Annotated in this window: 21 protein-coding genes; 16 read left to right on the top strand and 5 right to left on the bottom strand. The window is 33.5% G+C overall.

What is annotated here, in order from left to right; genetic code table 11:
* Positions 1–57: 57 nt before the first annotated feature.
* The 7 genes from IP023_RS14375 to IP023_RS14405 all read left to right on the top strand — a co-directional run bounded on the left by IP023_RS14375 (position 58) and on the right by IP023_RS14405 (position 4,464).
* Entirely contained in the window at positions 58–960 is a 903-nt protein-coding gene (locus IP023_RS14375; RefSeq protein ID WP_241791092.1) for a hypothetical protein, read from the top strand.
* A gap of 54 nt (positions 961–1,014) precedes the next feature.
* The gene (locus tag IP023_RS14380) at positions 1,015–1,455 is read left to right on the top strand and encodes a hypothetical protein (protein ID WP_241791093.1); all 441 of its coding nucleotides are present in this window, start codon (positions 1,015–1,017) and stop codon (positions 1,453–1,455) included.
* Between the two features lie 11 nt (positions 1,456–1,466).
* Positions 1,467–2,219, top strand: coding sequence for an HAD domain-containing protein (locus tag IP023_RS14385; RefSeq protein WP_241791094.1), 753 nt, complete (start codon positions 1,467–1,469; stop codon positions 2,217–2,219).
* A 106-nt stretch (positions 2,220–2,325) separates the two neighbouring features.
* On the top strand, positions 2,326–2,781 hold the full coding sequence (locus tag IP023_RS14390) for a hypothetical protein (RefSeq protein WP_241791095.1): 456 nt from the start codon (positions 2,326–2,328) through the stop codon (positions 2,779–2,781).
* Between the two features lie 99 nt (positions 2,782–2,880).
* Positions 2,881–3,477 carry a DUF502 domain-containing protein gene (locus IP023_RS14395; RefSeq protein WP_241791096.1) on the top strand — a complete coding sequence of 199 codons (597 nt, stop codon included), beginning with the start codon at positions 2,881–2,883 and terminating at the stop codon, positions 3,475–3,477.
* A 4-nt stretch (positions 3,478–3,481) separates the two neighbouring features.
* On the top strand, positions 3,482–4,084 hold the full coding sequence (locus IP023_RS14400; protein ID WP_241791097.1) for a LytS family sensor histidine kinase: 603 nt from the start codon (positions 3,482–3,484) through the stop codon (positions 4,082–4,084).
* Between the two features lie 113 nt (positions 4,085–4,197).
* Entirely contained in the window at positions 4,198–4,464 is a 267-nt protein-coding gene (locus IP023_RS14405; protein ID WP_241791098.1) for a hypothetical protein, read from the top strand.
* Between the two features lie 119 nt (positions 4,465–4,583).
* Here the strand turns inward: IP023_RS14405 and IP023_RS14410 are convergent, their stop codons facing one another.
* The gene (locus IP023_RS14410) at positions 4,584–7,136 is read right to left on the bottom strand and encodes a DUF5686 and carboxypeptidase-like regulatory domain-containing protein (protein ID WP_241791099.1); all 2,553 of its coding nucleotides are present in this window, start codon (positions 7,134–7,136) and stop codon (positions 4,584–4,586) included.
* A gap of 397 nt (positions 7,137–7,533) precedes the next feature.
* On the opposite strand from IP023_RS14410, the gene dnaE reads away from it, so the two are divergent.
* The 3 genes from dnaE to IP023_RS14425 all read left to right on the top strand — a co-directional run bounded on the left by dnaE (position 7,534) and on the right by IP023_RS14425 (position 13,808).
* Positions 7,534–11,958 (top strand): DNA polymerase III subunit alpha, encoded by a 4,425-nt coding sequence (dnaE, locus tag IP023_RS14415; protein WP_241791100.1) that lies wholly within the window; start codon positions 7,534–7,536, stop codon positions 11,956–11,958.
* A gap of 89 nt (positions 11,959–12,047) precedes the next feature.
* Positions 12,048–12,365, top strand: coding sequence for a thioredoxin (gene trxA, locus IP023_RS14420; protein WP_241791101.1), 318 nt, complete (start codon positions 12,048–12,050; stop codon positions 12,363–12,365).
* A 192-nt stretch (positions 12,366–12,557) separates the two neighbouring features.
* Entirely contained in the window at positions 12,558–13,808 is a 1,251-nt protein-coding gene (locus IP023_RS14425; protein ID WP_241791102.1) for a thioredoxin family protein, read from the top strand.
* A 79-nt stretch (positions 13,809–13,887) separates the two neighbouring features.
* Here IP023_RS14425 and ychF read toward each other — a convergent pair whose 3' ends face one another.
* On the bottom strand, positions 13,888–14,988 hold the full coding sequence (gene ychF, locus IP023_RS14430; protein WP_241791103.1) for a redox-regulated ATPase YchF: 1,101 nt from the start codon (positions 14,986–14,988) through the stop codon (positions 13,888–13,890).
* A gap of 283 nt (positions 14,989–15,271) precedes the next feature.
* Here ychF and IP023_RS14435 point away from each other — a divergent pair, with 283 nt between their 5' ends.
* The 6 genes from IP023_RS14435 (at position 15,272) to IP023_RS14460 (ending at position 22,388) form a co-directional block, all read left to right on the top strand.
* The gene (locus IP023_RS14435; protein ID WP_241791104.1) at positions 15,272–15,745 is read left to right on the top strand and encodes a hypothetical protein; all 474 of its coding nucleotides are present in this window, start codon (positions 15,272–15,274) and stop codon (positions 15,743–15,745) included.
* A 264-nt stretch (positions 15,746–16,009) separates the two neighbouring features.
* Positions 16,010–16,828, top strand: coding sequence for a polysaccharide deacetylase family protein (locus IP023_RS14440; protein ID WP_241791105.1), 819 nt, complete (start codon positions 16,010–16,012; stop codon positions 16,826–16,828).
* 34 nt (positions 16,829–16,862) lie between these two features.
* On the top strand, positions 16,863–17,165 hold the full coding sequence (locus IP023_RS14445) for an FtsB family cell division protein (RefSeq protein ID WP_241791106.1): 303 nt from the start codon (positions 16,863–16,865) through the stop codon (positions 17,163–17,165).
* Between the two features lie 346 nt (positions 17,166–17,511).
* Positions 17,512–18,903 carry a glutamate decarboxylase gene (locus IP023_RS14450; protein WP_241791107.1) on the top strand — a complete coding sequence of 464 codons (1,392 nt, stop codon included), beginning with the start codon at positions 17,512–17,514 and terminating at the stop codon, positions 18,901–18,903.
* A gap of 12 nt (positions 18,904–18,915) precedes the next feature.
* The gene (locus IP023_RS14455; protein ID WP_241791108.1) at positions 18,916–20,400 is read left to right on the top strand and encodes an APC family permease; all 1,485 of its coding nucleotides are present in this window, start codon (positions 18,916–18,918) and stop codon (positions 20,398–20,400) included.
* A gap of 35 nt (positions 20,401–20,435) precedes the next feature.
* The gene (locus tag IP023_RS14460; protein WP_241791109.1) at positions 20,436–22,388 is read left to right on the top strand and encodes an oleate hydratase; all 1,953 of its coding nucleotides are present in this window, start codon (positions 20,436–20,438) and stop codon (positions 22,386–22,388) included.
* Between the two features lie 179 nt (positions 22,389–22,567).
* On the opposite strand, the gene IP023_RS14465 is transcribed toward IP023_RS14460, so the two are convergent.
* The 3 genes from IP023_RS14465 to IP023_RS14475 form a co-directional block, all read right to left on the bottom strand.
* Positions 22,568–23,686: a linear amide C-N hydrolase gene (locus IP023_RS14465; protein WP_241791110.1), complete on the bottom strand. Its 1,119-nt coding sequence runs from the start codon at positions 23,684–23,686 to the stop codon at positions 22,568–22,570.
* Positions 23,687–23,984: 298 nt separating this feature from the next.
* A complete protein-coding gene (locus IP023_RS14470) occupies positions 23,985–24,278 on the bottom strand; it encodes a hypothetical protein (RefSeq protein WP_241791111.1) in 294 nt (97 codons plus the stop codon).
* Between the two features lie 543 nt (positions 24,279–24,821).
* Positions 24,822–25,238: transposase (locus IP023_RS14475; protein WP_241791112.1), on the bottom strand; the 417-nt coding region annotated here is incomplete at its 5' end.

The following is a 25,238-nucleotide window of genomic DNA, read 5'->3' on the forward strand; positions in this document are numbered from 1 at the left end:
ATACTTTCTTACAAGGTCTCATTATGGTGTAACTATTAGACAGGAATTAATTAAAATATGATATATAAAGCAATAAAAAATAATAAAAAAAATATAAAAGTAAAAAAAAAATCTAAGTATGTAACTATAGTAGAGCTTGACGGCTATAAGTTAAGATTAACTAATAAAGTAACATTAGGTAAGGTTAAAATTGAAAGATTAAATCAAAAAGCTGGTAATCCCAATGGATATAATACTGAAATTGAACGTCGTAATGCTAGGAATGTTAGTAAGCGTGATAGCTATAATAAGACCAGAGAGAAATATCGAAAAGATATTCAAAAGACTCCAATAAATATATTTAAAGCGGATGTAGTAGAAGCTAATAAGATTTTTTATAATGAACATTATTTATTTAGTCATTTCATTACTCCACAGCAAGGATTCGTTTTCGATAAACATGATAAGAAATCAGTAAGTTTAAAGTTTGATTATGATAATGTTAGAAATCAGGATAAGTACCAAATAAAGAAGATTTTCTCTAAAGATAAATGTATTGAGTTGACAGAGTTATATTTAAAATCTTTGGTTAAGAATGGTAAACTAATATATGACAATTATTATTATGTAATTCATAAAAGTCACTATGATAATAGTTATCATCCGCACATAACAATTAATGTTATTGATAAGAGTATTAAAAATGTTCATACATTTTGTTCTACCAGGTGGGGATTCTCAACGAGAAAAAAAGGTATGGTCAAAAAAATTTTTAATCTGAAAGAGGCTATAGGTTATATGCAAGAAGAAAAGAAAAGATTAAATGATGCCTTAGTATATACTGAATGTAATATAGATAGTAATAGTCATCGAATATTAAGTGAGATGGATTTGACGGTAGATTTACAATATTCAATTAATACTTATACCCATCCAGAGACGAAGGAAGCGCTGAGGCAATTTGCTGTAAGACGTAGTTAATTAATAGAAGTAAATTTTGTAGATTTGTTTTTTAAACTTAACTTAATACAAGATTTGGCACTTGACCCAATTACAAAAACTAATATTAATGATATAGAATTCATTGTTAATGAGACCGAAATTAGTGAGACTAAAACTAATGAATTGACTAACGAAGAACTTTTGGATTTTTTAAAAATACATGAATTTGAACATTCAACATCACATAAAAAATTGTGCTTTGCTGTTGTAAATAGAATTTATAGAAGGGTTAAATTAGGATATACTTTTGGTGGAATTAAGGTTTGTCGAGATAAGAATATCGTGGTTGATGGTAACCATCGTTATGTAGCTTATTCAATAGCTGGTATAAGAATTGATGTAATAGATGCGACTAGTAGTATATGTGACTTCGCAAGCGGGTTTGCAGATATTTATTTGGAATTCCTTGAAGATTGGGATGCTAATAATCCTAAGACGGAGAAATATTTAAATGATGATTTTTTAATCGATTAGAATTAGATGATATGATTTTTTTCTTAGATATAGACGGCGTAATGGTTCATGCAAATCCTCACAAACAAGTAGAGATTGAGGAGGATGGTTTTTATAAGTTTAATTCACTTGCAGTATCAATAATTAATGCTGCAATTTCAAAAAAGAAAGATGAAATCGTTTTGTCAACATCTCATAGATTTAAATATGATGTCCTCAAATGGAAGGAAATTTTTAAGTCAAGAGGCATTGCTGTAAATAAAATTAGCATCATAGAAAATAATAACGAATTCAATGTTAAGAGATTAACTAGACGTTGTGAAATTGAACAATGGATTGAATATAAACAATTAGATACCGACGATTTTGTTATTATAGACGATGATAAATCACTTAATGATTTACCACAATATATTAAAGATAGATTAGTATTAACTAGTTCTTATAGGGGGTTAGCCGAATTTGATTTATTAGGTGATATACTTCATCAGACTAATAGTAAGTATATGAGGTTTGTTGATAATTCGTCTAAAGTTGTAGCTGAATTAAAAATAACTGAAAAGAACAAAAAGTCAGATTATATATATCACCAATCTAATAATGAATATATAACGTTTATAGATAATTCATTTGAAGTTGATGGTAAGTTAAAAAAGCCTAAAAAGAACAAAAAGTCAGATTATATATTTCATCAGTCTAATAACGGATATATGTTGATTATAGATAATTCGTTTGAAGTTGATGGTAAGTTGAAAAAGCCTAAAAAGCCTGATAATATGTATTAAATATTACTTAAGAAAGACCTGTTTTCAGGTCTTTTTTATTTTATGATTTTTGATATTTCGTAAGATATTTAGGTAGGGAACAGTCATATATTTTGTATTTTTGCGTATGGAGCAGATTTTAACTATAAGCATCATTAGCTATTTTAAGAATGTTCATAATTTGGATATCAATTCATCTAATGCTTTTGAATTGCTTGATAGGTTATTAGAGTTTCAAAAGATTCATTTTGAGCATAGTGATAATTTTAAGCCTTTTAGAGGGCTTAATTTTGAAAGTATAGAAGAAGAGTTGATTCAAAACATTCATCGCTTAGAATCCTCCCATGCTCTATTTAGAAGTAACGGGAATCTTATAACACCTAATACCAAACAGTACACAGTTGAGAATAGAAATAAAGAATATACGAGTAGCCTTAACGACGTGACCGTAGCGAATAATTTACATAAGTTAATTGCGGGGCAATTTGATAAGCCTCAAAAAAGTAAGTCCATTGTGCAACAAGCTAAGGATGATATAAATGCTTCTATATTATCTAGGAAATTTAAAAGAAGAAAAAAATAGCTCATATTATTAATTAGGGGGCTAAAAAAAAGACTAAACTTGAATAAAACCTCTGATTATCAGAGTTGTTGAGAAAAGAGTGTACTTTTACGAATAATTATGCTAAAGAAAATATTTCAAAAACTTATATACTTCCTTATTAAGGGAACTTTGGTAACAGTACCTGTGGCAGGTGCTATCTTTTTAATCATATGGATTGTAGCTTCTGTAGATACTTCTCTCAATATTACACAGCACTTTTTACAAGACGAGCAGGGGCATCCTTTGTATATCCCTGGGATTGGGATCCTGACGGTAATTGCTCTGTTGATTATCATTGGTTTGGTATTTACTACATTAGTAACGGAGCCAATTCAAAATTGGCTGAGCCGCACTATAAAACGTATTCCTTTATTCAATACGCTATATTCTTCAATCAAGGATTTTACTGAAGCTTTTGTTGGTGATGCCAAAAAATTCAATGAACCTGTCTTAGTTAAGGTAAATGATATGGGCCTAAAAAAGATAGGTTTTTTGACACAAAAAGACCTTAGTGCTTTGGATCTACCAGGTGAAGTGATCGTTTATTTTCCATATTCTTACTCCTTCGCAGGTCAAGTTGTAGTCGTCGATGCAAAGCATGTTTCTAAGTTGAACATTAGTGCTACTGATGCTATGAAGTTAGTGGTTTCGGGCGGTGTATCTGGTTTAGAATAAGGCTATGGGTTCTTTCTTTCAAAAACTTTTTCCAAAAGAAATTCTTGTAGATCAAGAGAAGATAGATGATCAAATTAACCTTTCTTTTAATAGTTGTCAGTTTGATAAATCATTGTTCATCTCTACTATAGAATCTGGAAATATGAGTGCTGATTATCAAGATTACCTTTCCTTAATGTTGCATTTATCTTTGCAAAAGGATATAAATCTGGATAATGAAATCACCAATCTTTGCAGCTACTTGCAATTTTTTAAAATAGTAAACTATGATTCTTTTTTTTATAAAATAGAGATCAGGGGGATGGATAGTGACAATGATTGTCCGCAGGTATCTCCTCTAATATTGTTTCCTTTGGTTAAAAATGCCCTCTATGGCGGATATAATACGATGGAAAAATTCCCTGTGCGTATTCGGATTAATTTAATTGGTAAGACGCTTAAATTGGAAGTTAGTAATAGGGTCAATCATTATGTAGAAAACCAAGAACTGAATCAAGATTTACGCTGGTTTAAGACTCGTCTCGAAGCGCAGTATGCCGATAGGTATACATTGCTGTTTAATAGCAATACTAGTATATTTAAAGCTACCTTAATTTTACTGTTATAATAATGGTTTTAATGTTAAAATTAATGTAATTATTTTATAACATATTTCTTTTACGACCGTATTTAAGTATATTTATATTAATAAATAAATGTCGTATTTAAATATATTAGAAGATGGTCGGTACATTAATTGAGAAAGAGAAAATCAATGAACATAAATTGATCCCAGCAGAAAAAAACAATGTAGAAGAGTTGTTTACCAAATTGAATGATGCGCTTCGGTTAGGGAATGAATTTAAGTCTAAAGTTTCCATAGCTTTTAATACGGTAGATGGACCAATGCGTATAGAAACGACAGTTTGGTCACTTACAGAAAAGTATATTCAAATAAAAAGTGGTGTTTTAATACCGTTATCTTCTATCATCTCTATCGAGTACTAAGTTAGCGAGAGTTACAAATACTTTATAATAATGCCCCAAAAAAGAATTAATTCTCTTTTGGGGCATTTTTTAGTATCTAAAAATACAGCCTAATCTGTTAGTAGTAATCCTTTGTACGATTAGAAGTCAAATTTGAAACGTGCACGTATACCCCAGTTAGGGACATTAGGCTGGTCCAAATAGTTCAATCGATGTACATAATCAACACGCAATATTTTGAATATATTGGACAGACCTATACTTGCCTCCATATAAGGTTCATTTGTAAATGTAAAAGATGAAATATCACCATTACTATTTGTTTGCCATTTGTAAACCTGGTCATTGTATGTGGGATTGTTCTCCTCACGTAGACCACCATATATAGCCTTAAAGCTAAATACTTCTCGCCATTGCAATCTTCTCAATAAAGGGATCTTATTTAGGATAAATCCATTCATATAATACTGTAGATTCAAAGAAGCATTATGATCAGAAATAAACTCCATAAAATTCATCAAATTGTATGAATTCAATTGGTACGCATAGGTTTGATTCGCTCTATGAATTGTCAACAATGGGAAAGGGATATTTTTGCCTAAAATATACGTACCATCAACATTGATGTCAGCATAGCCAAATTGAGAAAGGTATAATCTCTTGAATACCCCTGCCGTAAAGTTATGGTAATTGTATTCCCCATCTAACACGCCTTTTAAACCGGCAGTATAGTTAAAGGTGAAGATAGGGTACTTGTTGAATATCGGTGTTCGATATAACTTACCTTGATAAAATTCTTCATTTGGAGCCCATCTAAAACCTATAGATGCTTCTGTAGTATTCAATTCATTTATCGTAATTGGGGGTGCATTTTCAGGGGCAATTATATATTCTATCACACCAGCAGGTTTTTGTCTCCATTTACTTAATCCTGCCGTAATCGCGAAGTTCTTCTTTAATTCAGCTTTGTAATCTAATTTGAAGATATCATTATACAAGTAGCTGTCACTTTCACCACGTTTGAAGGATAGTAAAACATTGTCCTCTTGGATAAATTCTAGATTCTGGCCAGGTATTTTTGTATCTCTTTGAAAAGATGCTCTTACATAGTGCTGTGGATATTTGTAAACGGATTTATTATTTAACGAATAAGTTCCGCTTATAAAATACTTCCATTGTTTGTCTTTTGTACCGTATGCAGCATATGTTTCTGCATAAAAACGCGTACTCAATTGATCTGTTGTACGACCACCTAAGCGCAAGCGTAGTCCTTCAACGCTATTGTAACTGTAAAATGTATTTACAGGACCTATTTCTACAGGACCAGCTTGTTTATAACCTGATAATACCAATGCACTGATATCCATAAATCTTTTGAAAGAAGGCATTAACTGTAAGGTATCTATATTTTTATAGATATTGACTTCAGATGAACTAAGAGGTTCGTGTCTTAGAGAAGCCCAAAAAGTAGAATCTTGTTTTATACCTGCTTTTGTAGGTGGGAGCAAGACGATATCAGGACCTGCGTAGATGCTATCGGGTTCTTTTTTGCCGTTTATATAATTTTTTATGTAGACCATTCTATTACCACGTATTCCTTTTCCTTTGCCTGTCAGGGAAAAATCTATCCCCAAACTACTTTTTGAAAGGTAATATTTGTTTAAATTGTCTTTTTCGAAAGCTAATTCTACATTTAGATCACGAACAAAATTTAAGTTAATGTCATCATTTACTTTCATTTTTGCTGATTGAACAGCATACTGACCATCCAATGTGATATATAACTTACCCTGAAATAGGAAGTCTGTTTTTGTCCTCGGATAGAAACTCAATTCAACCAAATACGGGTAAGAAGTCTTTATCGTATCTGTAATATAGAACCTGTAAAATGTAGGTGCACTATTTGCAATAGGGCTCAAAAACTGATTAGTCAACAATGAAATATTGTTATCATAGATATCGACTTTGTCATATAGCTTATTAAAATAGTTTGATAAACCATTATTGTCCACAAATTTGGGGTCAAATTCTGCTTTTTGCTCCGCAATGATATATTGTTTGTATTTTTTAGGATCATTTCTAAAATAGAATTGTGATACCTTTTCCTCTATATAAGCAGGTAGAATATATTTCTCTGTCTTTGCCGAATCATCCTGTTGAAACAAAAACTGAAACTTTTTAAAAGCCTTGCCGTCTTTGAATTTTGGAGATAAGTTGCTTAATCCTAAGGATACTTTTTCATATTGTTCATATTGAACATACTCTTGACCTGTCAATCTATTCTCATCCCGGTGTGCGATTACTTGACGTATCAGTTCTACAGCGGGATTATTTTTGTTTGAATACTTTAACTTTGGTCGTTTGACTACTACCTCTTCGATACTGTTCTCTGGATTTAGCGCTATGTCAAATGTGATCTCTCCACTCTCTAATGGGAGCATTTGTGGCGTATAGCCAACATATGAAACCCTAACTTTTACATTTTTTGATGGAACGGTTAAGTTAAAATTACCATTATCATCTGTATGTGTACTTTGTGAACCACCCACTACGGCTATCGTAGCAAAAGAGATGGGGTCTTCTGTTTGTTTATCAATAATACGCCCACGGAGTTTTAATTCTTGTGCAAAAGATTGAAAAGAGAGAAATACGGCTAATACAGTAATAATACTATTGATATATAATTGTTTCATATACGCTATAAAATGATGATAGTATTTTGACAATTGACTTTTTTTGTAAATAGTTCAAAAATATAGTAACAAAATAAATGCTAATTTTCCGAAAAACGAACTTATTCTAAACAGTTTTACTTTGATGTGATAAATCACTGCTGCCAAGCTTTATTTTATTTAGCCTATAGTAATTCTTTATAAAGCTATAGGGGACATGTTTCTAAAAGGTAACAAATCATTGAGCTGAATTTTTATGCTGATGATAAGACTTGTATCATTGCTCTAAATGTTAGCTATTCTATTTTCAACGATCTAATCGTTAATTTTTATAAAGCAGTATTTATTTAATTAAGGTAACATAAGCAATAATTTGTTATCTTAATTAGGTAAATTTGCAGCATAAGGAAAACGGAATATGTATATAATTTTTGATACCGAAACTACAGGTTTGCCGAAGCGATGGGATGCCCCAATTACCGATACGGATAATTGGCCTCGATGTGTCCAGATTGCTTGGCAATTGCATGATGAGATGGGAAATTTAGTTGAACATCAAGATTATCTCATTAAACCAGATGGTTTTAATATCCCTTTTGATTCCGAGAAAATACACGGTATATCTACAGAGTTAGCAACAGAGCAAGGTGTTTCTATTCAAGATGTTTTAGTAAAATTTAACGAAGCTTTATCGAAAGCAAGATTTGTCGTAGGACAAAATATTGGTTTTGATCTGAATATAATGGGTTGTGAGTTTTACCGTTATTCGGTGGATTCTCCAATGGCTTCCTTACCTATTTTGGACACATGTACTGAAGTAACAGCCAATTTGTTGAAATTGCCGGGCGGTCGTGGAGGAAGATTCAAGCTTCCTAATCTTACAGAATTGCACTCTTATTTATTTGGGGTACCATTTGCGGAAGCACACAATGCTACTGCCGATGTGGAAGCAACGACACGCTGTTTTTTTGAATTAGTACGTCGTGAGGTATTTACAGCTGAGGATTTACAAACAGATACGGGGTATTTTGTAAATTTTAAAGAACACAATCCAACGGTAATGCCTACCGTAGGACTAAATCATGTCAACCTTAAGGCAGCTTCTGATGCTATTCGTAAACGCGAGAAATCAGCTGATAATGATAAAATTGTCGTTGACCAGGAAAGCTTAGAAGCGCTTAAAGATGCTTCATTTGCACATCTACATAATCATTCGCAATTTTCTGTTTTGCAGTCTACCATTGCGGTAGGAGATCTTGTAACTGCTGCTGCTAAATATAATATGCCTGCTGTTGCCATGACAGATCATGGGAATATGATGGGGGCTTTTCACTTTGTAAGTAAAGTGCTAGCGCATAATAAAGAGGTTCAAGCAAAGCAACAAGAAGCGCAAGAAAAGGGGGAAGAATTTAATGGACAAATCGTTAAACCGATTGTAGGTTGTGAGTTCTTTATTTGCGAAGATCGCAAAGATAAAAGTAGAAAAGATAATGGGTATCAAGTCGTCTTTCTAGCAAAAAACAAAGAGGGCTACCATAATTTAGCCAAGATGGCTTCGATAGCTTATACAGAAGGCTTCTATTATGTTCCACGTATTGATAGATCTGTTGTAGAACAGTATAAAGAAAATCTAATTGTCCTTTCGGGTAATCTCAATGGTGAAGTGCCTAGTAAAGTACTGAATATTGGCGAAAATCAAGCTGAGGAAGCTTTAATCTGGTGGAAAGAGCAATTTGCTGATGATTTTTATTTAGAATTAATGCGTCATGGGCAAGAAGAAGAGGATCGTGTAAATAAAACCTTAATAGATTTTGCGCGTAAGTACGATGTTAAACTTATAGCTACCAACAATACGTATTATGTAAATAAAGCCGATGCCCATGCACACGATATTTTACTTTGTGTAAAAGACGGTGAGAAGCTTTCAACACCAAAAGGGCGCGGCCGCGGATTCCGTTTTGGCTTACCCAACCAAGAATATTATTTCAAGTCGTCAGAAGAGATGAAAAAAGCTTTTGCTGATCTTCCTGAGGCTATTTTGAATATTCAGGAAATCGTAGATAAGATTGAAATATATTCCTTAAATCGCGATGTTTTACTTCCAAAATTTGATATACCTGAAGAATTTCTGTATGCTGAGGATGAGGAAGATGGTGGCAAGCGTGGAGAGAATGCCTTTTTGCGACATCTAACTTACGTAGGAGCGCAAAAAAGATATAAAGAGATAGATGATGCTATCAGAGAACGATTGGATTTCGAGTTGGCTACAATTGAGCGAACAGGTTATCCAGGTTATTTCTTGATTGTCCAAGATTTTATCGCTGAAGCACGTAAAATGGGCGTTTCCGTAGGACCAGGACGTGGTTCAGCTGCTGGTTCAGCAGTTGCTTATTGTTTGGGAATTACCAATTTGGACCCCATTCAATATGACTTGCTATTTGAGCGTTTCTTGAATCCCGATCGTGTATCCATGCCCGATATTGATATTGACTTTGATGATGAAGGTCGTGGTCGCGTTATGCAATATGTAATTGATAAATACGGTGCTTCACAAGTAGCGCAGATTATTACGTATGGTACGATGGCTGCAAAATCATCCATCAAAGATACAGGTCGCGTTTTGGATTTGCCTTTAGCAGATACCAACGAAATAGCTAAGTTGATACCCAATTTAAAACTGGCTAAGATATTCAATATGGACGACAAAGCACTGAAGGAAACCCTTCGTGCGGATGAGTTGGAAGCCGTTAATAAGTTGAAAGCTTTGGCTGATGGTGCCGGTTTAGAAGCCGAAACGATTAAGCAAGCTCGTGTATTAGAAGGATCTATGCGTAATACGGGAATTCATGCCTGTGGGGTCATCATTACGCCAGATGATATTACGAATTTCGTACCTGTTTCTTTGGCCAAGGATTCGGATTTATATGTGACACAATTTGATAACTCGGTTGTTGAATCTGCCGGATTGTTGAAGATGGATTTTTTGGGGTTAAAAACTTTAACCCTGATCAAGGACACGGTGGCCAATGTTCGTTTACGTCATGGTATAGTATTGGATCCTGATTTGTTCCCGATAGATGATATTCTGACCTATGAACTTTTCCAACGTGGAGAAACTATTGGCGTATTCCAGTACGAATCTCCAGGGATGCAGAAGTACATGAAGGAATTGAAGCCTACGGTATTTGCCGATTTAATTGCCATGAATGCCCTGTATCGACCAGGACCAATAGAGTATATCCCATCCTTTATCAAGCGTAAGCTTGGTATAGAACCGATAGAATACGATTTGGATGCTTGCGAAGAATACTTAAAAGAAACATACGGAATTACGGTATACCAAGAGCAGGTAATGCTTTTATCTCAAAAATTAGCAGGCTTCTCTAAAGGTGATGCTGACGTTTTGCGTAAAGCAATGGGTAAGAAGCAAAAGGCCGTATTGGATAAAATGAAGCCTAAGTTTATTAATCAGGCTGCAGAAAAAGGACACAATCCAAAAAAGTTAGAGAAGATATGGACGGATTGGGAAGCTTTTGCCTCTTATGCCTTCAATAAGTCCCACTCGACATGTTATGCATGGATAGCTTATCAAACAGCTTATCTAAAAGCGCATTATCCGGCTGAATATATGGCTGCGGTATTATCCAACAATATGAATGATATCAAGCAGGTTACTTTCTTTATGGAAGAATGTAAGCGCATGGGATTGGAAGTCTTAAGCCCTGATGTCAATGAGTCGCATTACAAATTTACTGTAAATGAGCGTGGTGCTATTCGTTTTGGTATTGGTGCCGTCAAAGGGGTAGGTGCCGGAGCTGTAGATACAGTGGTACAAACACGCCTTTCAGGGCCGTATAAATCTATTTTTGATTTTGCAAAGCGCATTGATTTACGTTCAGCTAATAAAAAAGCCTTTGAAAGTTTAGCTTATGCTGGAGGATTTGATAGCTTTACGGATACCCATCGTGCACAATATTTCTTTAAGGATGGGGATAATTCTACCGGTATAGAGAAAGCAGTCAAATTTGCACAGCGTTTCAAAGAAAATCAACATTCGGCCCAAGCGAGTTTATTTGGTGGTGGTGGTTCTGCAGAGTTGCCTGAGCCCATATTGAGTCCTTGCCCACCTTGGGGATTGATTGAAAAGCTCAAATATGAAAGAGAGGTGATCGGTATTTATCTTACTAGCCACCCATTAGATAGCTATGCTTTGGAGATAAAGCATTTCTGTCCTAATAGGGTTAGAGATTTGCAGCTTATCAATAAAGTTAAAGCATCGGAAGTAGAAGATGATGTATTGCTGGATTTTAATAGAATTAAAAATAAAGAAGTCATTATTGGTGGTATTATTTCCATTGCTAATCATCGCGTAGCAAAATCAGGAAAGCCTTTTGGCTCTTTTGTAATTGAAGATTATTCGGATTCGTATGAGATTGTCGTATTTGGTGAAGACTACGTCAAATTTAGGGGCTATCTTCAAGAAGGTTATTTTGTCCAAATTAGAGGGATCGTACAAGAAAGATTTCGTCAAGTAGGGAATTGGGGTTTTGAATTGAAGGGGATTCAGCTACTTTCAGAGCTGCGTGACAAATTAGCAAAGAGTTTTACCATTCAGATTGCTTTACAACGACTCAATGAGGAGTTTATCAGTACCATCAATACGTTGATTAACTCTACTGTAGAAGAAGGGGAAGTTGCCAATTGCGCCTTGAAATTTCAGATATATGATGCGCAAGAAAATATATCTATAGAAATGCCTGCGAAGTCGACAAAAATTAAAATTACGAATGAATTAATTGATACGCTGGAAGCTATTGAAGGCGTTAAATATAAATTAAATTGATAACATATAGCTTTTTATTACATTATGATTAGAATGCTTTTATAAGTAAATAATTATATTTGTATCTAAACTTTTAAAAGGATATTATTATGGCATTAGAAATTACAGATAGCAACTTTGAAGAGCTTGTTTTAAAAGCTGAAAAACCAGTATTAATTGATTTTTGGGCAGAATGGTGTGGCCCTTGTCGCATGGTCGGTCCTGTAGTAGATGAGATCGCTAACGAATACGAAGGCAAGGCAGTTGTAGGTAAAGTAAATGTGGACAACAATCCTGATATTTCAGTACGCTTTGGTATCAGAAATATTCCTGCTTTATTGTTCTTTAAAAACGGTGAAATCGTAGACAAACAAATTGGTGCTGTTCCAAAATCAGTATTGGTTGAGAAATTAGAAAAACAATTGTAATCTTATATTATAAGATTAATAAATATAAAAGGCGAAACTTAATTGTTTCGCCTTTTATATTTATTAAGGGTTTTATCAATGATAAAAGCATCTCGTATTACTTAATACATAAAAAGGATATTTATTTTACATTTTTTTCTTCAAAAGAAAATAATTATAGTTAACTTTAAGTTTACCATTTGTATTTTTAGTATGAGAAGTTTATTTATAGTAGTTTTCCTTTTGCCTTTGCTGCTTTTTTCACAAGAGAAGGGTATTAAATTCGAACATAATACCAATTGGAAGACGGTAAAAGAAAAAGCTAAGGCAGAAAATAAATATATATTTGTCGACTGTTTTACCACTTGGTGTGGTCCATGTATTTGGATGTCAGAAAATGTTTTTCCTCAGGAAAAAGTCGGAGATTTTTTTAATAAAAACTTTGTAAGTCTTAAGATTCAAATGGATCAAACAGCAAAAGACAATGATGATGTAAAATCATGGTATGATGAATCGAAGCGTTTTGAGAAAGATTATGAAGTTAGAGCATATCCTACATTTTTAATTTTTAACCCTGAGGGTGAATTAGTACACCGAATAGTTGGAGGGGGAGATGCAGATGATTTAATTGCTAAAGCAAGGATGGGCTTGAATCCTGAAACACAGCTTGTAACCTTGATTAAAAAATATAAAGCTAATCCTAACGATGCTGATATAGTATTGAAAACCGCAATAGCTGCTATTTCAGCTTATGATAATGACTTGACTAATGAAGCTTTAGCACGGTATATTCAATTGGCAGGTACGGATGCTTTATTGTCGAAAGAGAATATTCAATTCATTCTTCCGGCAGTAAATTCCACCAATTCAGCTACATTTGAGTTATTCACAAATAATATGGATAAAGCTGAAGCATTATTAACTGAGCTCAATTTGTCTTTCACGGTAAATGATATACTAGCTGGCGTAATTATTAAGGATATTGTCATGCCCCAAGTGTACGATGAGGCTAATGTGTCTTTGGATTTTGAAGCTTTGCTGAAGCAGTTAAAGAATGATTTTCCATCCATTGATACACGTAGATATATGTTACATGTTAAGGGGGAATATTTTAGAATACATAAAAATTGGCCTGGATTCAAAGATGTGGTGAATGAAATAATAAGTACACAGGATACTATTATTACATCAGAAATGCTTAATCAATTTGCTTATACTATATTTGAAAATTGTGATGATCTAGCATGTTTACAATCTGCTTTATTATGGAGTGAGAAATCCTTAAATCCAATAGAAAATCCAAGATATTTGGATACTTATGCTAATTTGCTTTATAAATCAGGGGATGTAAAAAATGCAGTCCTATGGCAAGAAAAGGCAATTAAATCAGCCTCGGAATCGGAAAGAGAACAATTCGAGGAAACTTTGTCTAAGATGAAAGCTGGAAAACCAACTTGGAATTAATATCCTTACTTATTAAACAATAAAGAAGGTGCCTTTTTACTAAGCACCTTCTTTATTGTTTAATGTTATTTGGTGTAAATTATACGTTAAAACGGAAGTGCATAATGTCACCATCTTCAACAATATATGTTTTTCCTTCTACAGATAATTTCCCTGCTTCTTTAACTGCTGCTTCAGACCCATATTCAATAAAATCAGCATATTTGATAACCTCTGCACGAATGAATCCTTTTTCAAAATCAGTGTGAATAACACCTGCAGCTTGTGGAGCAGTAAATCCTTTCTCAATAGTCCATGAACGTACTTCTGTTACTCCTGCTGTAAAATAGGTAGCTAAGTCCAATAAGGAGTATGCCGAACGAATCAATTTGTAAACACCTGATTCCTCAAGACCTAAGTCATCTAAGAACATTTGTCTCTCTTCGTAGCTCTCTAATTGAGCAATTTCAGACTCTATTTGAGCAGAGATAATTAATACTTGTGCATTTTCCTCTTTAACAGCTTCTTTTACTTTATCTACATAAGCATTTCCTGTATTTACTGAACCTTCGTCTACATTACAAACGTATAAAACAGGTTTTACGGTCAATAATGTCAAGTCTTCGATAAATTCGAAGTCTTCTTCGGAAATAGGTGAGGTACGCGCAGATTTTCCAGATTCTAAGTGCTCTTTTACAATTGATAAGATTTCAAATGTCTTTTTAGCATCTTTATCGCCTCCAGTTTTTGCCATTTTCTCCACTCTTTGGATACGTTTTACAACAGTATCTAAATCCTTAAGTTGAAGTTCTGTATCGATAATCTCTTTGTCACGAATCGGATCTACTGAACCATCAACGTGAATTACATTACCATCATCAAAACAACGTAATACGTGAATAATAGCATTTGTAGTACGAATATTACCCAAAAATTGGTTTCCAAGGCCTTCACCTTTTGAAGCACCTTTTACTAGTCCTGCTATATCAACAATCTCGATAGTATTAGGAACAATTTTTTGAGGGTTAACTAATTCTGCTAATTTATTAAGACGTTCGTCAGGTACAGTGATTACACCTACGTTCGGTTCGATAGTACAAAAAGGAAAGTTTGCTGCCTGTGCTTTTGCATTAGACAGACAGTTAAATAATGTCGATTTACCTACATTCGGTAAGCCTACTATACCACATTGTAATGCCATAAAATTTTATGCTGTTGTTTTTAAAAATTTGCACAAAGATAGCAAATTACATTGTAATATATATGTTTTTACCATCTTCATTTTATTCTTTATACGATTAACTATTTTCGGGGTTTTAGGCTAACTCTCCAAATTTAGTTGATTTTTTTTGTGCTGTTTATTAGTACTTTAAAGTAATATCCCAATTATTTTGTTTTTTCATTTAATCCTTCTGTATATGTTAATGGTCATATCATTAATTCAACAAATATTTATTATTTAATAATAAGAAAGGGGTGGCATTATGAAAAACATTTTATACGCATCATTAATAGCATTTAGTTTATTTTTTGCTCAAAGTTCAAAAGCACAGGTATCGGTAAATATTAATATAGGTAGCCAACCTTTATGGGGACCTGCAGGATATGATTATGTAAGATACTATTATTTACCAGAGGTAAATGTCTATTATAGTGTTGTTAATAAGAATTATACGTATAGAAAAGGTAATAAATGGATTACTAGATCGAGGCTTCCTAGAGAATATAGACATGTAGATATGTACCGTACTCATAAGGTTGTAATCAATGATAATAGACCTTGGCATAATCATAATCAATATTATAACAGGTATAGTCGTAATAAACATCACCGTTCTCAGGTAGTGATTCGTGATGCCCGAAATAAAGGGAATGGACATAATTATAATGGCAAGCATAAAGAGAAAAGAAAACACGGGAGAGACCATCATAGAGATAATAGAAGAGGGGATCGTTAATTAATAGTCAAACATATTATAAGACAGCATTATTTACTAAATAGCGCTGTTTTTTTATTTATAATTACCTTGTAATTAAGAAAATTATCCTATTTTTGGCAGGAGATTATACCATAAACATTTTTATTCATGCACTTAGGATTTAGGGGGTTAAGAGGGGGCATATTTATACTATTTCTGCTTCTTTTTGGGGCATCCTGCCAAAATTTTTCAACTCAAGTTTTCGGATCAAATAAACAAGATTCATTATCAATAATTGATGATATGGAGCATGTATTAAAACATGAGCCACTGTTGTTGGATAAATGGGACTCTTTGCGACGCAATCAATTAATCTTTACTGTTGACACTATTAATCCTATTTCTATTAATAATCAAAAAAGAAAGCTTAAGGATTCTTTAAGAAGAGAATTTAATAAACATCCTAAACATGTGTTTTTAACTTTTGATGACGGACCATTGGTTGGTAGTTTCGCTATAGATTCTTTGGCAAAAGCTAAGAATGTTAAAGTAAGTGCTTTTTTAGTGGGGCGTCATGAAAATATGGGTAATGCTAGGAAACGTGATGTTCAACGTTATAAAGCCAATCCATTGGTCGCTTGTTATAACCATAGCTATACCCACGGTTATAATAAATTCGCCAATTTCTATAGTGATGTTAAGGCTTCATATGACGATTTTGTTAAAAATGAAAATGTGTTAGACTTAAAACATAAGATTGCTCGTCTCCCAGGACGTAATATTTGGATATACGACGATGTACGTGTTATTGATCTAAAGAGTGGTGCTAAGACGGCAGATACGCTGTTTACTAATGGTTACAAAATATATGGTTGGGATGTCGAATGGCGTATAAATAGTGTAACAGGTGTACCTGTACAACCACTAGTACAAACAGTTAATAAAATGCGTAATTTTATGAATAATAAAAGCTCGCAAACACCTAATAATGTTGTCTTATTGATGCATGATGATATGTTCCAAACAAAAAATGGTCGTAAATTATTAGCTAATCTTATAGATTCTTTGAAAAAGGAAAACTATAAATTTGAATTTATGGAGGATTATCCTATTAAATATTAATTTTTTGTGGATATTTACTATTATTTTTTGAGATATGGAGCGTTTAATGTCAGTAGTGAAGAATAAATTTTTGATAGCAGGTCTTGCGTTTGTTTTATGGATGGTATTTTTTGATAGGTATGATTTACCTACACAATATAATTTCCAAAACCAGAAAACTAAATTGGAATATGAAAAAGAGTTTTATACCACTGAAATCACTAATATAGAGAGAGCTATTAAAGATGTTCAATATAATCAAGTGGAAATTCAGCGCATTGCGCGAGAGAAATATAAAATGAAAAAAGATAATGAGGATATATATGTTATAATGGAAGTAGAACCTCAGGAAGACTAAATAAAAGGGTTGATATTTAATATCAACCCTTTTATTTTAATACATTATATTTATATATTGCTCATTTTAAACCCTATGCAAATAGGTTCATTGTATACTGAATATCTGATTGTAATACAGCTAATATTACGGGACATATGAAAAACCTATTATGTTTTTTTAATCATTTTAATCACTTAATTGTTGACAATTATGATTTTGATAATTAAGTACACAATTATATCTACAATGTACTTATAAATAAGTAGTTATACTTTGTGTGAAAGAAAATGTTTTTATTGAAAAACATTTAAACATTTGAGTTGTTTTAATACAATAACTATTGTTAAAATTATAAAACAACACTATGGCTACTCACAAAGTAAACAAAGAATTACCTGAAAGTGTATATGATCTGTATACACAGAAGGATTCTTTATCACCATTAAAAAAATTCGCTATTTCTGAATCTTCTAACGACCCTGAATTGATCAAGGATTTAATTTTGGATGAGTTGTTGTTAGATGGCAATGCAAAACAAAACTTATCTACTTTTTGTCAGACTTATACTGATGATTACACTCGAGCAATAATGGATCAGTGTATCGTTAAAAATATGATTGACAAAGATGAATACCCCCAAACGGCTGAAATAGAGTCTCGTTGTGTACATATTCTTGCTGATCTGTGGAATTCTCCTGCTAGTGCTACTACATTAGGATGTTCAACAACAGGTTCTAGTGAAGCTGCTATGTTAGGTGGATTAGCACTAAAATGGCGCTGGAGAAAAAAACGCCAAGCTGAAGGTAAACCTACTGACAAACCTAATATTATTACCGGTCCTGTTCAAGTGTGTTGGGAGAAGTTTGCACGTTATTTTGATGTTGAGATTCGTCAAATTCCGATGGAGCATGGTCGTTTATTGATGAATGCTGAAGAGGTTTTAAAACGTGTAGACGAAAATACAATTGGTGTAGTACCTACATTGGGCGTTACTTTTACATTACAATATGAAAATGTAAAAGAAATAAACGATGCTTTAGATAAATTACAAAAAGATACAGGCTTAGATATTCCTATTCATGTGGATGGAGCGAGTGGTGGTTTCTTAGCACCATTTATCCAAAAAGATCTCGTTTGGGATTTTAGATTGCCTAGGGTAAAGTCTATTAATACTTCAGGACACAAATTTGGATTGTCACCTATCGGTGTGGGCTGGATAGTATGGAGAGATGCCGAAGATTTACCAGAAGAATTGATCTTCAATGTGAATTATTTAGGCGGTGAAATGCCAACATTTGCATTGAACTTCTCTAGACCGGGTGGTCAAGTGATAGCACAATACTTTAATTTCTTACGTCACGGTCGTGAAGGTTATGAAAGAATTCAGCAAGCATGTGCTGATCATGGTATCTATATAGCTAAAGAAATTGAAAAAATAGGCTTGTTTGATCTACTCTATGATGGTACTACAGGGATCCCTGGTGCGGCATGGATGATTAAAAAAGGCGTTAATCCTGGTTTTTCTTTATACGATCTGACAGATAAAATGAGATCTCGTGGTTGGCAAATAGCATCATATTCTTTACCTACTAATTGTGAAGATATGGTGATTCAACGTGTATTGATAAGACATGGTTTTAGTCATGATATGGCTGATCTTTTATTGACAGATTTGAAAAGCTGCATAGCATATTTTGAGAAACATCCCGTTACTGTTGCTTTAACTGAAGCAGAAGCTGGAAGTTTCAAACATTAATCATTGCTAATTATGTCTGATAACAATCAAACTAATTTATCAAGTAGTAATCCTGCCCCAAAAAAGGGTAGGATTACTGTAATATCATTAACGTTGATGATAGCTGCTGCCGTAACGAGCTTGCGGGGGGTACCTATCATGTCGCAAGAGGAGTTGACAATGTTTGTTTACCTTATCTTTGCGGCGATTTTATTTTTAGTTCCTGCGGCATTAGTCAGTGCGGAACTAGGTACAGCATTTGCTGATCAAGGCGGTGGTGTGTACACATGGGTAAAAGAAGCTTTTAATAAAAGAACGGGGTTTGTTGCTGTATTTTTGCAGTGGATGCAAAATGTTGTTTGGTATCCTACGACATTAGCATTTGGCGCAGCAGCTATCGCTTATATTATTGATAAGCCAGAGTTAGCTTCCGATGGAAAATTTATTGGAACGTTTGCCATCTTAATTTATTGGATTTCTACATTTATCAGTTTTAAAGGAACCGGTTTTATATCTAAAATATCCAGTAAGGGTTTTATTTTCGGTACAATTGTACCTTTGTTAACCTTGATAGGTCTTGCTATTTATTGGACATTAGATGGTAATCCACTAGCTTTCAATTCTATTCCTGCCGCACAAACAGAGATCGCTGTTACAGTCAATGGTGTTACAGAACCTCGTTTTATACCTCATCTATCAGGTATAGGAAATATCGTTTTCCTCGCGACGATTGTATTATTATTCTCCGGTATTGAAGCTTTGGCAGTACATGCTGCAGAGTTGGATAACCCTAAAAAGGACTATCCTAAAGCTATGTTGATAGCATCTGTTATATCATTCATAATTCTTGCTTTAGGAGGATTATCAGTTTCGGTACTTCTTCCTTACGATCAAATCACTTTACAAGCGGGAGTTTTAGAGTCCTTCAAATTAGTATTTGCACACTATAATATCAGTTGGATGACTAATGTTTTAGCAGTTCTTGTTGTTGTAGGCTGTGCTTCTTGTATTATATCGTGGTTGTCAGGTCCTAGTACCGCATTATTGTATACTGCTAAGGATGGGGAGTTACCTAAGTTTATGACCAAGCTCAATAAAAATGGTATTCAAACAAATATCCTTTATGTACAAGGGGGCTTAGTTACATTATTATGTGCATTATATTTTGTACTAGAAGATGTCAGCGTAGCTTTCTTTTTGTTGAGCTCTTTGACAGGTGCTTTGTATTTAATCATGTATATGCTGATGTACCTATCCGGAATTAGACTTCGTGAAACACAACCTAATCTGCCGCGTGCTTTCAAAGTACCTGGAGGTAAATATGGAATGAGTGTGTTTGGAGGATTAGGTTTTGTGGCTGTGGCATTTGCTTTTGTACTATGCTTTATTCCTCCTTCTCAATTGCCAATCGATAGCCCAACAGTTTACACCATATTTATTGTGGCCGGCGTATTTGTGTTTGTTCTTATCCCTATTGTGATGAGTAAAATAATGGGGAAGAAACAGACGATTAATTAAAAATTATTCTCATTAAAATTATAAATAATAATAAAATGAAAGATATCACTAAAAAATTTGACAAAGTATTAAATGCGTCAAAGTATTACAACAACGTAGATCATCAACCTGATGCTAATAAGGATGTAATCCATAATGGTCCTGATAGACCGATGCCGTATGCAAATCAAATAGGTAATTATCAGCGCAATAAACCTGTTTTGAATAAGTCTTTTGAGAAGAGTAAAATATATATTATCGGTAGTGGTATTGCGGGGTTAGCAACAGCTTATTATTTTATTAGAGATGGACATATCCCAGGTCATAATATTACTTTCATCGAGCAATTAGGCATTGAAGGTGGTTCTATGGATGGTTCTGGTAATGCTACAGATGGTTATTTAATTCGCGGGGGCCGTGAAATGGATATGACCTACGAAAATTTTTGGGATTTATTCCAAGATATTCCTGCAGTTGAGTTGCCTCATCCATACAGTGTTTTGGATGAATATCGTTTATTGAATGATAATGATTCAAACTACTCTAAATCTCGTTTGATTCACAATAAAGGTGAAGTAAAGGATTTTAGTAAATTAGGATTAAACAAAAAAGATCAATTAGCATTAATTAAGTTATTGCTTAAGAATAAAGAAGATTTAGACGATTTAACAATCGATGATTATTTCAGCGATACTTTTAAAGCAAGTAATTTTTGGACTTTCTGGCGTACCATGTTTGCATTTGAGCAATGGCATAGCTTATTGGAGTTCAAATTATATATGCACCGCTTTTTACATGATTTAGATGGATTAAATGATTTATCGGCATTGGTTTTCCCAAAATACAACCAATTCGATACTTTTATCAAGCCATTGCGTGATTTCCTTGTAGCTAAAGGTGTCAAAATTGAATTAAACAATTTAGTGAAAGATTTGGATATCGATATCCAGGGAGATACTAAAGTCGTAAAAGGTATAGTAACCGTTAAAGATGGTGTAGAACATAGTATTGAAATCGGCGCTGACGATTATGTTGTGGTGACAACAGGTTCGATGACAGAAGATTCTTCTTACGGTAACAATACGGAAGCACCTATTCAAAAAATTGATAATTCTACAAGTGGACAGTCTGCGGGATGGAAATTATGGAAAAATTTAGCCACTAAATCTGCTGTTTTCGGTAAACCAGAGAAATTCTGTAGTGATATCGAAAAATCAGCTTGGATGTCTGCAACATTGACTTGTCGTCCTTCTGCTTTTGTAGATAAGCTTAAAGAATATGCTGTAAATGATCCTTATTCTGGAAAAACGGTAACAGGTGGTATTATCACGATCACAGACTCTAATTGGTTAATGAGTTTTACGTGTAACCGTCAACCACATTATCCTACACAACCTGATGATGTATTGGTAATATGGGTTTACGCGTTATTTATGGATAAAGAAGGTAATCATATTAAGAAAACAATGCCTGAATGTACAGGTAATGAAATCTTAGCTGAATTATGTCACCATGTGGGTATCGAAGATCAATTGGACAATGTCATTGAAAATACTATTGTACGTACGACTTTTATGCCATATATCACGTCGATGTTTATGCCTCGTGCCAAAGGTGATCGCCCAGAGATTGTTCCTCAAGGATGTTCTAACTTAGGTTTAGTAGGTCAGTTTGTAGAAACAAACAATGATGTTGTATTTACGATGGAAAGCTCTGTACGTACCGCACGTGTAGCCGTTTATTCGTTGTTAAATCTAAATAAACAAGTACCTGATGTATATCCTTCACAATATGATATCCGTCATTTGCTAAAAGCAACAAAAGCTTTGAATGATAATCAACCATTTGTAGGAGAGGGCTTACTTCGCAAAGTATTTAAAGGTACTTATTTTGAGCACATTATTCCGGGAGCTTCAATTCCTGAAAATGAAGAGAAAAAAGAAAACTTCCTTACAGAGCAATTTGGTAGATTCCACGAGTGGGTAGATGGTATCAGAGGAAAAAAATAAATAATACTTTTTATAATCACAAAAGCCTATGGACAATTGTCTATAGGCTTTTATATTAGGTAGCGAGCGCAGTTTGAAGTTTATGATGTACCCTATTATGCGTTCAATTAATTTTCAAAAATAAAATGGCAGCCTCAATTAGTATGAGACTGCCTCTTTCAAATGAATGATATAAAATATTAAACTAGTTTTATAGAAACTTCAGTTGATTGATCTTTAAATTGTTCGAATGTGAATTTTTGATAATTTAGACTATCATATAAGCGTACATGTAGTATACCTCTACTCAGGTCTGTGAGTACTATCCATAAGGTAAACTCAGTCATGTATTTTGCCGGTGTACCATCTTTTGCAGCACTAGCCATTTCTTTAGTTATATTCTTAGGACGGTCAAAGTTATTCATCACGTGTCCTAATTCTGCCAACTGCAAATCAGGGTCTTCGACTCTATTTGCAAATGAAGAGTAATAAACAGCTTTTACAAAACGACCTACAGAAGTAGCTGATGACGGTAATACGCTTGTAGCGATACCACTATCGGGTTGTCTTAGTGTAATATCACCCACTTTACCAATAACGGTTTCGATATTGGTCATATGTGAATAGTTATTTAAGTTTTCGATATGCCAAGGAAATTCTGGGCCATTGGTCATCACGCCCAAAGGATTGTCGTAAATAATTAAAGCTCCATTTTTTACCTCTACAACTACACTACCACCTGTCTTGTCATAAACAGCAAAATGAAATGGTGTTTTTAACCCACCAAGCATAGCTAATTCTTCAGACCAAAAAGAAACATTTTGTGTAATACCATTTTTTAACTCTTCGACAGTAGCGAAATTTGCTAATGCCCATTCTCCAAAAGAAGCGAAGGGAACTGAGTTAGGATACTCTGCTGTAGTCAAATCTGCTAACGGTGGCGCAGGCATCATATTTAGGCTGAATGCTAATCCGCCATCATTAAAGCCTTCCATAGCACATTTAGGATCAAAAGCACTGATGGGGGTAGTTACGGCAATTATAGCATATTTTGCAGTGTATTGTAAACCTTTAGATTGGTCAGGAGCTAAATGCTGAAAAACAAAACCTTTAGGGTAATATGTTAAACTAGATAAACCTTCACCAAAAGTGAGTTCCATTCCTCTTCCGTGGTATACATTGTTGTTTAAATCTTTAACAATAAGCGTTGTACATGCGAATGGAGCAACTGTGTCTTCTCTTTGCCCTTGAATTTCTTTAAAATTTTTAAATACTACTTTATTGTTGGTAGCATTTATTATGTCATTTTGATTCATCATTACATAATATTTATTAGTCCTAATAGTTTGTATTATTAACAAATATTTGGGCTTAATGTTTTACAAATTATAGATATTATTTACTGATGCATAATAAATTTTAAATGAAGTGAGTTTGAGCTTAGGTGATTTTTATTATCACCTTTCTAAGGTGTTGTGTAGTAATTTTATTTACCTAAAAATATGACTCCTACTTACATATTTGAATATCTATAAATAGTTTTTCATTTGGAAATGTACTGTTTTATATGCTCTGTCATATCGCAAAATACCACTCAGTTTTTGCTATAATTATATATTAATCTGATGTGTTGTAAGTCCAGTTAAAATTTAATTTATGATTTTCGATATTCTTAAGTTTCATCAAAAAATCAGTTTTATTACTCGTTTGGTTGTTATTCAGTCTAGTTACCAGAGGAAAATAAGCTGCGCAAATAGGATCCTCCAAAACTACTTTATTATCTTCAATGTGTACTATGCAATTATGCTGAGTTTCAGGATTATCCCCTAATTTAGGGGTGTCTTGTGCTTTTGCATAGTTCGATAGTAATATTATTAAGAATGTCGTTAGCAATTTTATTAATGTGGTCATAGTTTTATTAGTATAGTTTTATGTAGCCAAATGTAATGGTACTTAATTAGCTTATATACTTATATTAGACAAGAACATTTATTTTGTCGGTAAAAAAGCACTATTAATCGGTGAGATTCTATTGTAATAATCTGCGGATCAGAAAAGATAAATGAATAGGAATTGCTAGGTTAGTCAATTGGAGTTCCTACCTGGGTCGGCATATCAAGTTAAGAATACTAAAATATCTTAATTTTGAAATCATAACAGCTTATGCATAAATGTAATAAGCTATATGTCATATTATTTATGTTTGTTTCATTTAATGTAATTATATCGTTTTATAGTAGTAATTATTAAAGTTGGTATAAACTATGAAATTTGAAAAGCTTACTAAAGCTATTTTATTTAAATTAAAAGAACAGGGATATAATACAGTAATCCATAATAGGAATATTTCCGGTATATGTATCACATGGTTTCCGGAGTCTATAGAGAATATTTATGATTACATAGCGAGCCTTTGTAGCCTTGGAGCTATGGATCATATTCAAAATCTGTGGACTAGGCAAATAATTTAGTTAATCTGAAAAGGAAAAAATTGATATCAGCTACCCCTCTAAACTGACTTCTGAATGCTTTTATTTTAGCATTGAAGGACTCTGCTGAAGCGTTGGTACTTTTATTATCAAAGTAGTTTAGGATCTTTTTATGATGGATATTTATTGTTCTAGATACAGTATTGAATGACTTGAATCCTGATTGTTCTACCTTATTCACCCATTTAGCTAGTCTTGTGGTTCCGTAGAGCTTATTAATTGATGTGTTGAATATCCACGAAAGTTCCTGTGATAAGCGGTATGCTTTTTCAATATCTGAATAGCGGTCAAATAATAATTTAGCTCTTTCTTTTTGTTCGCAAGTCCACTTATACTCGCTTTTATAGAGTAAATATCGGCTTCTTGCAAGAAGCTGTTTTAC

Origin of the sequence: Sphingobacterium rhinopitheci, from assembly GCF_022627575.1 — a bacterium.
Classification (GTDB): Bacteria; Bacteroidota; Bacteroidia; order Sphingobacteriales; family Sphingobacteriaceae; genus Sphingobacterium; species Sphingobacterium rhinopitheci.